The organism is Sphingomonas sp., assembly GCF_025362505.1.
Classification (GTDB): domain Bacteria; phylum Pseudomonadota; class Alphaproteobacteria; order Sphingomonadales; family Sphingomonadaceae; genus Sphingomicrobium.
The window spans coordinates 52869-63339 of sequence record NZ_JANYGG010000062.1 but is presented as its reverse complement, the minus strand read 5'-3'; the positions used below and the strand labels follow the sequence as shown (position 1 = coordinate 63339).

Sequence of the window (10471 nt, the reverse complement as noted above, 5' to 3'; positions counted from 1 at the left end):
GGCAAATGCTATGGGCGCGACCTCGCCCGCGGCACCCCGGTCAACATCGGTGAAGCGGTCGGCGTCATCGCCGCCCAGTCGATCGGCGAGCCCGGCACCCAGCTGACGATGCGGACGTTCCACATCGGCGGCGCGGCGCAGCTCAACGAGCAGTCGAACCTCGAGGCGCCGGTCGACGGCACCGTCGAGTTCCGCGACATGCCGACGATCACCGATCCGCGCGGGCGGCACATCTCGCTGTCGCGTTCGGGTGAAATCGCGATCCTCGATATGGACGGCCGCGAGCTTTCGACCCACCGCGTCCAGTATGGCGCGCACCTGTTGTGCGAGAGCGGCCATATCGTCAGCCGTGGCGACCGCATCGCCGAGTGGGATCCGTCGTTCGCGCCGGTCATCACCGAGAAGGCGGGCGTCGTGAAATATCAGGACGTGATCGACAACCGCACTCTTTCGGAAGTGACCGACGAGTCGACCGGCATCTCGCAGCGCGTGATCATGGACGACATCGCCAAGTCGAAGAAGGAGGACCTTCGTCCCCGCCTGACCCTGACCGGCCACGATGCGGCCGAGGCGGGCGTCTATCGCCTCGTCCCGGGCGCGATCATCGCGGTCGAGGACGGTGCGACGGTCGAAGCCGGTGAAGTGCTCGCTCGCCTGCCGCGGGAAGCCGCCCGGACGCGCGACATTACCGGCGGTTTGCCGCGCGTTGCCGAACTGTTCGAAGCGCGCAAGCCCAAGGAGAACGCGATCATCGCGAAGATCTCGGGCAAGGTCAGCTTCAAGAAGGACTATAAGGCCAAGCGCAAGATCGCGATCGTGCCTGACGATGGGTCCGATCCGGTCGAGTATCTGGTGTCCAAGTCGAAGGCCATCGACGTCCAGGAAGGCGACTACGTCAAGCGCGGCGACAACCTCGTCGGCGGTTCGCCCGATCCGCACGACATCCTCGAGGTGCTGGGCGTGGTCGCGCTGGCCGAATATCTCGTCAGCGAGATCCAGGAGGTCTATCGTCTCCAGGGCGTGAAGATCAATGACAAGCACATCGAAGTAATCGTCCGCCAGATGCTCCAGAAGGTCGAGATCATTGAGAGCGGCGACACCGTCCTGCTCGTCGGCGAGCAGGTCGATCGCGAGGAAATGGACGAGATCAACGCCAAGCTCGACAAGAAGCAGAAGAAGGCGGAGGGCAAGCCGGTCCTGCTCGGTATCACCAAGGCGTCTCTGCAAACCCGCAGCTTCATCTCGGCGGCGTCATTCCAGGAAACCACCCGGGTGCTCACCGAGGCTTCGGTCCAGGGCAAGATCGACACGCTCAACGGCCTCAAGGAAAACGTCATCGTCGGCCGACTGATCCCGGCGGGTACTGGCGCGGGCATGAGCCGGATGCGGGTTGCGGCGACCAGCCGCGACACTGCGCTGCGGGCGGCGCAGAAGCGCTTCCAGGAGGCGCTGGTCGTATCCGACGCGGCCGCTGCCGCCGCGGCAGCAGCCTCGCTGATTGCGCCCGAGACCGCCGCCGAGGAACATGCCGCCGAATTGGCGCAGGGTCCGGAAGCGGCGATCGGTAACGATCCACTCGGCGATGTGGCAATGTCGGGGAACGGCAGCGACGCCGACGCCGGGGACTATCTGAACAGCTAAGGCTGATCAGGCTCTCCGCTCGAAATAAAAAGCCCCGCAAGTCCGTGGACTCGCGGGGCTTTTTATTGGGCAAAACGCTTCGCTTAGCGCATCGCGTTTTGGGTTGAGTTGGCGGCCGAGCCGACATCCGCCCCGAGCCCGCGAACGGTGTTGCACGCGGCCAGCGCCAAGACGCCGCCTAGGACCGCCGCGGTAATAAACTTCCGAACCATGATCTTCCCTCCGTATAATCGGTTTGACGATCATGATTCAAACGGTGGCCGGCTGTCCAGAGGCTGAACGCCGGCCACGCCATTTTTTAAGGGGCAGACTTTTAGTGCATCGCGTTCTGGGTTGCGTTCGCCGCCGAGTTGACGTCGCGCGCCGCGCCGCGGACCGTGTTGCACGCCGCCATCATCAATCCGCTGCCGATCAGGGCAATCGTCACAATCTTGCGCACCATGTTGTTTCTCCTCTTGGTTTCAACGCCGGAGCATCAACCGCGCGTAACCGGCCGCGATCCCAGCAAGTCACTAACGCGCGTCGGCGCATGCGGGTCCATTACGCCGCCGTTCTGGTGGAAGGTGTCGCTTAAGTGAGTCTAGACGGCGATTGGTGCGGCGATTGAAGGATGCGCGTCATAGCCTTCGATGACCACGTCCTCGAGCTCGTAACCGTCGATCGCCTGCCCCCGGTCCTTGAGCATCAGCTTGGGTAGCGGCCGCGGATCGCGGGTCAGCTGTAGCCGCGCCTGGTCGAGGTGGTTCGAGTAGAGGTGGACGTCGCCGCCAGTCCACACGAACACCCCCGGTTCGAGCCCGCACTCACGTGCCAGCATGTGGGTCAGCAGCGCGTAGCTGGCGATGTTGAACGGGACGCCGAGGAACAGGTCGGCGCTGCGCTGGTAGAGCTGGAGGTTCAGCTTGCCTGCCGCGACCTGAGTCTGGAACAGGCAGTGGCAAGGGGCGAGCGCCATCTGCCCGATTTCACCTGGATTCCAGGCGGTCACGATTTGCCGTCGCGAGGCAGGGTCGCGCTTGATCAGCTCGATCAGCTCGCGGATCTGGTCGATGTGCCGCCCGTCGGCCGTCTCCCAATCGCGCCATTGCTTGCCATAGACCGGGCCGAGGTCGCCCTGTTCGTCGGCCCATTCGTCCCAGATGCTGACCTTGCGCTCCTGCAGCCAGCGCACATTGGTATCGCCGCGCAGGAACCACAGCAATTCGACGATGATCGAGCGAAGATGGAGCTTCTTGGTCGTCACCAGCGGGAAGCCGTCGGCAAGGTCGAACCGCATCTGCGCGCCGAACAGCGACAGGGTGCCAGTCCCGGTGCGGTCGGACTGGGGCACGCCTTCGTTCAGGACTCGGGCCATGAGGTCGAGATATTGCTGCATCGCCTCAGCCCTTCCCGTGCAGCGTGCTAATCGTCGATGCGTTGCTGATCACCTCGACGTCGGTCACGCAATGCAACAGCCTGATGCCCGTGCACTCCATCGCGCGGCCGAGCGCCGGTGCGAAGTCGGCGGTCGTCTCGATCCGCTCGGCCCAGCCGCCAAACGCCTCGGCGAGCCTGACGAAATCGGGATTGGTTAGCCCGGTGGCGCTGATCCGATCGGGATAATCGCGCTCCTGGTGCATGCGGATGGTGCCATAGGCGCCATTGTCGACCAGGATGACGAGCAGGTCCGCGCCATATTGCGCCGCGGTCGCCAGTTCCTGGCCATTCATCAGGAAGTCGCCGTCGCCCGCGACGCAGACCACGGTGCGGTCGGGGACGCGGAGCGCTGCCGCCACCGCTGCGGGAAGGCCATAGCCCATCGAGCCGCTGGTCGGGGCGAGCTGACAGGGCATCGCGGCATAGCGCCAGTAGCGGTGCCACCAGCCGGAGAAATTGCCAGCCCCGTTGCAGATGATCGTATCGGCCGGAAGCGCGTCACGCATCGCCGCGACGCAGGGGCCGAGGTCGAGCTTGACGGCGCTTCCATCGGGATTGGCGCGGGGTTTGGGGTCGGACCAGTCGAGCCACTCGGCGTGAGCCTCCTCGCCTGCCGAGAAGCGCACGATGTCGGGGTCGCTCCAGTCCGCCGCCATCTCCGAGAATTCAGCCATGTCGGCGCAGATCGGCAGGTCGGCGCAATAGACCCGGCCAAGCTCGTTCGGGTCGGGGTGGACATGGACCAGCAGCTGGCCGGGATGATCGGGGGTGACGAGCTTGTAGCCATCGGTGGTTGCCTCGCCGAGCCGCGCGCCGACGACGAGCAGCAGGTCGGCTTCCCGGATGCGCTGCTGGAGCTTCGGATTGGGGCCGTAGCCGAGGTTGCCGGCATAGACCGCGCAGCTGTTGGCAATCGCGTCCTGGCGCCTGAACGCCGTTGCCACCGGAATACCGTGACGGTGCGCGAAGCTGGCGAAATAATGCGCCGCTGCCGGACTCCAGTCGGCGCCACCGATAATCGCGACGGGGTTGGTCGCGTCCTTCAACAGGTCGAACATCGCGCCCATCGCGCCGGCGCAAGCGGGCTGCGCGATCGGCGCGATCGGCGGACGATCGATCGTCTCGACCTCGTCGCGAAGCATGTCCTCGGGAATCGCCAGCACGACCGGCCCGGGCCGACCCGCGGTCGCGACGCGGTACGCCCGAGCGACATATTCGGGGATACGCCGCGCGTCGTCGATCCGCGCCGCCCACTTGGCCACCGGCGCGAAGAACGCCGCCATGTCGATTTCCTGAAACCCCTCGCGGTCGCGATCGGCGCGGTCGAGGTCGCCGACGAAAACGATCATCGGAGTCGAATCCTGCATCGCGACATGGACCCCCGCCGAGGCATTGGTCGCCCCCGGGCCGCGGGTGACGAAGGCCACCCCCGGCTTGCCCGTCATCTTGCCATCGGCATCGGCCATGTAGGTGACCCCGCCCTCCTGCCGGCAGACGACGGTGTGGATCGCGGGCGTGTCGTGGAGCGCGTCGAGGACGGCGAGGAAGCTTTCGCCGGGAACGGTGAAGACGCGATCGCAGCCTTGGGCCACGAGTTGGTCAACGAGGATGCGGCCGCCGGTGCGAAGATTGATCATGCGGGGGCTTTAGCGTGGCCGGCCGCTCGCGGAAAGTCAGTCTAAAGTCAGCCCCTCACCGCTTTTGGGAGAATTTTGTTTTTCCCATCAAAACAGGGGCTTGTCGGGAGCTCTGACCCTGACATCCCAAATCCTATTGTTCAAGAAAAATCGACGTTGCTCAGGCCTGGTGGATCGCCTTGACGACCTGGTAGGTTTCGAGGCCTTCCTTGCCGCCTTCGGACCCGAACCCGCTGTCCTTGATCCCGCCGAACGGGGCGTCGGCCATCGAGATGGCGAAGGTGTTGATGCCGACCATCCCAGCCTCGATCGCGTCGCCGAGAAGGTTGGCGCGGCGGCCGTTTTCGGTGAAGGCGAAGGCGGCGAGCCCGAACGGGAGGCGATTGGCCTGTTCGATTGCTTCGTCGAAATCCTTGAAGCGCGCGGTAACGGCGACGGGGCCGAACGGCTCCTCGTTCATGATGTCGGCGGTGACCGGAACGTCGCCGAGCAGGGTGGGCTGGAAGAAGAAGCCGCCTTCTCCGCGCTGGCCGCCGGCGAGGACGCGCGCGCCCTTGGCCGCAGCGTCGTTGACCAGCTTCTCGATCGCGTCGGGGCGACGGGCGTTGGCAAGCGGGCCCATGCGGGTGTCGGCTTGGAGGCCGTCGCCCATTTTGACCTTGCTCGTGCGCTCCGCAAAGCCCTTGAGGAAGGCGTCGTAGATGGCGTCCTGAACATAGAAGCGGGTTGGCGAAACGCACACCTGGCCGGCGTTGCGGAATTTCTGCGGCACGACCATGTCGAGCGTCTTGTCGAGGTCGCAATCGTCGAAAATCAGCACCGGGGCATGGCCCCCAAGCTCGAGCGTGATGCGCGTCATGCTGTCGGCGGCGAGCTTCATGAGGTGCTTGCCGACCGGGACCGAGCCGGTGAAACTGACCTTGCGGATGACCTTTGAGCCGACCAGCGCGCGGCTGACGAGGTCGGCGTTGCCGTGGACGAGCTGGGCCACCCCGTGGGGAATGCCGGCATCGGCCAATGCGCGGAACATCTCGCCGGTACAGCCGGGGGTTTCCTGCGGCGGACGGCTGATCACCGGACAGCCAGCGGCGAGCGCGGCGGCGACCTTCTTGGCGAGCAGATAGAGCGGGAAATTCCACGGCGTGAAGGTCGCGGTCGGACCAACCGGCTGGCGGATGACGATCGAGCGCTGGCCGGTCGGACGGACCAGCGTGCGGCCATAGTCGCGCTTGATCTCCTCGGCGTACCAGCTGAACATCGATGCCGCGCCGATCACTTCGCCCTTGGCTTCGGCGAGCGGCTTGCCCTGCTCCTGCGTCAGGATCGCAGCGATATGGTCGGCGCGCTCGACGATCAGCTGCGCCGCCTTGTGGAGGATGGCGCCGCGCGTTTCGACCGCGGTCGCGCGCCACAGCGGATCGGCCCGCTCGGCGGCCGCCAGCGCCTCGTCGAGGTCGGCGGTGCTGGCGAGCGGCACGTCGCCGATGCCGCCGCCGGTTGCCGGGTTGATGACCGTGAACGCGTCGCGGCCTTCGCCCGTGCGCCAGCTGCCGTCGATGAATAGTTTCAGTTCTGCGTTATAGGTCATGCCCGCCAGATAGGCCTCACCCGCCGCCACGCCAACCCCCCGCTTGACGCCCGCGCGACTCACGCTAGGCGTTCGGACAAAGGAGAGCCGCATGACCAAGAATGAACTCGCCACGAAAATGCAGGAAGCCGGCGCGTGGCTTCCGGGCAAGCGCGTCAAGATCGACTTTGGCGGCGACGAAGGCGTGCTGATGCTCGACGGCGCGGCCAACCAGGTGACCGAGGACGACGGTGTCGCGGACACCACTCTCAAGGTCAGCTGGGACGACTGGCAGGCGCTCGCGGACGGCAAGCTCGACGGGATGACGGCGTTCATGACGGGCAAATTGAAGGTCGAGGGCGACATGTCCAACGCCATGCAGTTGCAGGGCGTGCTATCGAAATTGAAAGGCTGATCCTTTACCCCCTTCCCTGATCGCAGGGAGGGGTTGGGGGTGGGTAGCAAGCGTCAGCGAGCCCGATCCCCGCGAAATCCAGCCGCTGTCGCGGCACCCACCCCCAGCCCCTCCCTTGCAGGGAGGGGAGAAGAGCGCGCCCAATGACCAAAATCTTTGCTTCCGCCGCCGCTGCCCTCGACGGCGTCCTGCGCGATGGAATGACCATTGCGGCCGGTGGGTTCGGCCTGTGCGGGATACCCGAGCGGTTGATCGATGCCATCGTCGCCAGCGGGGTCAAGGATCTGACCATCGCCTCGAACAATGCCGGGATCGACGGCGAAGGGCTCGGCAAGCTGCTCCGCACGCGGCAGGTGAAGAAGATGATCTCGTCCTACGTCGGCGAGAACAAGGAGTTCGAGCGGCAATATTTGGCGGGCGAGCTCGAGGTCGAATTCTGCCCGCAAGGCACGCTCGCCGAGCGGATGCGCGCGGGCGGCGCGGGGATTCCGGGCTTCTACACCAAGACCGGGGTCGGCACCCAGGTTGCCGAAGGGAAAGAGGTCAAGCAGTTCGACGGCGAGGAGTATATCCTCGAGCGCGGCATCCGCACCGATTTGTCGATCATCAAGGGCTGGAAGGCCGACGATAGCGGCAACCTTGTGTTCCGCAAGACCGCGCGCAACTTCAACCAGCCCGCCGCGACGTGCGGCAAGATCTGCGTCGCCGAGGTCGAGGAGATCGTCCCGACCGGCAGCCTCGATCCCGACTGCATCCATTTGCCCGCCATCTACGTCAACCGCCTGATCTGCGGCGCGCCCTACGACAAGAAGATCGAGTTCACGACGACCCGCGAGAGGAGCGCAGCGTAATGGCCTGGGACCGCAACCAGATGGCGGCGCGGGCGGCGCGCGAGTTGAAGGACGGCTTTTACGTCAACCTCGGCATCGGCATTCCGACGCTGGTCGCCAACAATATCCCCGAGGGGATGACGGTCACGCTGCAAAGCGAGAACGGGATGCTCGGCATCGGCCCCTTCCCCTATCCCGACGAGGTCGACCCCGACCTGATCAACGCCGGCAAGCAGACCATCAGCGAGCTGCCGTCGTCGTCCTATTTCTCGTCGGCCGACAGTTTCGCGATGATCCGTGGCGGGCATATCGACCTGACCGTGCTCGGCGCGATGGAGGTCAGCGAAGGCGGCGACATCGCCAACTGGATGATCCCGGGCAAGATGATCAAGGGCATGGGCGGGGCGATGGACCTCGTCGCCGGGGTCAAACGGATCATCGTCGTGATGGAGCACAACGCCAAGGACGGCAGCCCCAAGTTCATCCCCGCCTGCACCCTGCCGCTGACCGGCAAGAACGTCGTCGATATGATCATCACCGACCTCGCGGTATTCGAGCGGGCGGATCATGGCGCGCCGTTCAGCTTGGTCGAAATGGCGCCTGGCATCACCGCCGAGGAGTTGCGAGCCAAGACCACGGCGCATTACGAGGAGTGACGCGTCGGTGCGACTGATCACCGCCAATCGCAATTATTCGAGCTGGTAGCTGCGCCCGTGGGACAGCGCCGCCGGATCGATCATCGCCGACTATCGCCAGCCGCAAGGAGTAATTTCATGAAAGCCCTGATCGCCGCGCTGCTTACCACGATTGCCGCCCCCGCCGTCGCGGCCCCCGCCGTCGCTGCCCCCGCCGTCGCTGCGGATCGCCCGGTTGTCGAGATCACCCGGCTCGATTGCGGCTCGGCGATGATCAAGGATTTCAACACCTTCTTCTCCGACACGCTCGAATATCCGGCCGGGCCTCGGCGGATCCCCGACAGCTGCTATCTCGTCCGCGACGGTGCCCAGACCCTGCTATGGGACACCGGCTTCCCCGCCGCACTCAAGGGCAAGCCGATGGACATGGGCGCGCTCGTCGCCAGCATCGACAAGACCATCCCCGAACAGCTCGCCACGATCGGCCTCAAGCCGTCCGACATCAATATCGTCGGAATCAGCCACATGCACGGCGACCATGTTGGCCAGGCCGCCGATTTCCCGACCGCAAAACTCCTCGTCGGCAAGGCCGATTTCGAGCAAACCGCCGGGCCCAAGGATCCGTTCGGCCCGTGGCGCGCGCCCGGCGCGAAGCTCCAGCTCGAGCATGGCCGCGACATCGACGTGTTCGGCGACGGCAAGGTGATCGCACTCAATATGCCCGGTCACACGCCCGACCATATGTCGCTGCTGGTCAAGCTCGCCTCGGGCGTCGTCCTGCTGACGGGCGACCTCTATCACGCGACCGAAGCGCGCACGCTGCGGGGCGTGCCCCCGTTCAACACCAGCCGCGCCGAGACGCTCGCCTCGATCGACCGCTTCGAGCGGCTGGCGCGCCACTACAACGCGCGCGTGATCATCCAGCACGAGCAGCGCGACATCGCCAAGCTCCCGGCTTTCCCGGCCGCGGCGCGCTAAAAGGTCAGCGCGCCGCCGTCTGCCGCGCCCCCAGCCCGTCGCGATTGTAGAAATCGTCGCGAAAGGCGATCTGGCCATTCTCGGGCGCGGCGGTGAGATAGGTCACATAGACCGGCACCGGGTTCGGCAGCGCGACTTTCTGCTCGGGCACATTCGAAGTCGTCGTCAGCGGCTTGCCGTTGAGCCATTTGCCAAGCCTGGCCGCGTTCTGCAGCCGGATGCAGCCGCCGCTCTTCATCCGCGCCGGCTCGGCGAACAGGCTCTTGTCGTCGGTGTCGTGGAGGTAGATGCCCATGTTATTGGGGAACATGAATTTCATCTTGCCCATGCTGTTGTCAGGCCCGGGCAGCTGTCGCATGCGGATGTCGGGCATCTTGCCGGCGACCACCGCCTGCCAGTCGATCGTCCGGGGGTCGACCCGCTTGGCATGGTCGCCCCAGTCGCTCAGGACTTCATAACGCGCCTTGGCAAGATAGCCGACGCCGTCGCTGACGACGTGCGGCGCGAGCCGGGTTGCGGCGAGGTCAGGCGGAGCGTTCCAATACGGGTTCAGGATCGCATAGCGGATGATGCCCGCCAGCATCGGCGTGGGATTGTCGGTCCGCCCGACGACCACGCGCATGCTGTCCTTCACGACGCCGTTCTCGACCATGTAGAGCCGCGCGGCGGCGGCATCGACCATGACGTAGCGCCCCGGCTGGATCGCCGCGGGAAGGACGCGCGCGCGCTCGATGTTGAGGTGTAGCACCTGCGCCGCGCGGCCATCGCGCGCGCCGGAAAGCGCGTTGCGAAGCTGGGCATAGGCCGGATGCATCCACGGCATGGCGTCGAGCCACGCCGACAGGCTCGGCGCGCTGGCGGCACTGTTGAGCAGCAGGCCCGCGCTCGGGGCGGGCGGGATGGCGGCGGGGTCGGCGAACTTCATTTCGGTCGAACGAGTGGCGCGCATGTCGCGGGCGAGCGCGACGAGAGTCTGGGAAAGAAGGAAGTCGGCCTTGGCGAGATCGCGCGGGTTGCCGCCAAACGCGCCCCGAACCGCGCCTTCGAGGTTGCGCAGCCGATACGAATCGGGGTCGAGGCCGTCGAGGCGCGCACTGTGCGCTAGGTTGATGACCTGCTCGGCCTCGGGGCGGAGCTGTCCGCCCTGCACCCACAGCGAACGCAGTCCGTTCGCTTGCCATGCCGCGACCTCGCCCTGCGCCGCGCGATAAGTTGGCGCCGTGCGCGCCGATGCGGCGACCGGGCTCAGCGCAAGCGCCATCGCCGCCGCACCGAGCAGCGCTTTCCGGCAAAAATATGCCGACCCCGCGAGGGGGCCGGCACCAGACATACGCACACTCTTCATCTTGCTT

The 10471-nt window shown here is 65.7% G+C and carries 9 protein-coding genes and 1 pseudogene; 5 read left to right on the top strand and 5 right to left on the bottom strand.

The window, feature by feature from the left end:
* Positions 1–1641: pseudogene (locus Q0R27_RS05455) on the top strand (DNA-directed RNA polymerase subunit beta'); the annotation flags it as partial.
* A 313-nt stretch (positions 1642–1954) separates the two neighbouring features.
* Here the strand turns inward: Q0R27_RS05455 and Q0R27_RS05450 are convergent.
* The 4 genes from Q0R27_RS05450 to Q0R27_RS05435 form a co-directional block, all read right to left on the bottom strand.
* Positions 1955–2083 carry an entericidin EcnA/B family protein gene (locus tag Q0R27_RS05450; RefSeq protein WP_293941910.1) on the bottom strand — a complete coding sequence of 43 codons (129 nt, stop codon included), beginning with the start codon at positions 2081–2083 and terminating at the stop codon, positions 1955–1957.
* A 138-nt stretch (positions 2084–2221) separates the two neighbouring features.
* Complete coding sequence (locus tag Q0R27_RS05445; RefSeq protein WP_293941907.1) at positions 2222–3016, bottom strand: thymidylate synthase; 795 nt, start codon at positions 3014–3016, stop codon at positions 2222–2224.
* A gap of 4 nt (positions 3017–3020) precedes the next feature.
* Complete coding sequence (locus Q0R27_RS05440; protein ID WP_293941904.1) at positions 3021–4694, bottom strand: thiamine pyrophosphate-binding protein; 1674 nt, start codon at positions 4692–4694, stop codon at positions 3021–3023.
* 160 nt (positions 4695–4854) lie between these two features.
* On the bottom strand, positions 4855–6282 hold the full coding sequence (locus Q0R27_RS05435) for an NAD-dependent succinate-semialdehyde dehydrogenase (RefSeq protein WP_293941922.1): 1428 nt from the start codon (positions 6280–6282) through the stop codon (positions 4855–4857).
* Between the two features lie 91 nt (positions 6283–6373).
* On the opposite strand from Q0R27_RS05435, the gene Q0R27_RS05430 reads away from it, so the two are divergent.
* The 4 genes from Q0R27_RS05430 to Q0R27_RS05415 all read left to right on the top strand — a co-directional run bounded on the left by Q0R27_RS05430 (position 6374) and on the right by Q0R27_RS05415 (position 9119).
* Complete coding sequence (locus tag Q0R27_RS05430; RefSeq protein WP_293941901.1) at positions 6374–6676, top strand: SCP2 sterol-binding domain-containing protein; 303 nt, start codon at positions 6374–6376, stop codon at positions 6674–6676.
* Positions 6677–6819: 143 nt separating this feature from the next.
* On the top strand, positions 6820–7527 hold the full coding sequence (locus Q0R27_RS05425) for a CoA transferase subunit A (protein ID WP_293941898.1): 708 nt from the start codon (positions 6820–6822) through the stop codon (positions 7525–7527).
* Entirely contained in the window at positions 7527–8162 is a 636-nt protein-coding gene (locus Q0R27_RS05420) for a 3-oxoacid CoA-transferase subunit B (protein WP_293941895.1), read from the top strand. Before Q0R27_RS05425 ends, Q0R27_RS05420 begins: the two co-directional genes overlap by 1 nt.
* Positions 8163–8279: 117 nt before the next feature.
* Positions 8280–9119 (top strand): N-acyl homoserine lactonase family protein, encoded by an 840-nt coding sequence (locus Q0R27_RS05415; protein WP_293941892.1) that lies wholly within the window; start codon positions 8280–8282, stop codon positions 9117–9119.
* Positions 9120–9123: 4 nt separating this feature from the next.
* Here Q0R27_RS05415 and Q0R27_RS05410 read toward each other — a convergent pair whose 3' ends face one another.
* Positions 9124–10464, bottom strand: coding sequence for a L,D-transpeptidase family protein (locus Q0R27_RS05410; protein ID WP_293941888.1), 1341 nt, complete (start codon positions 10462–10464; stop codon positions 9124–9126).
* Positions 10465–10471 lie beyond the last annotated feature (7 nt).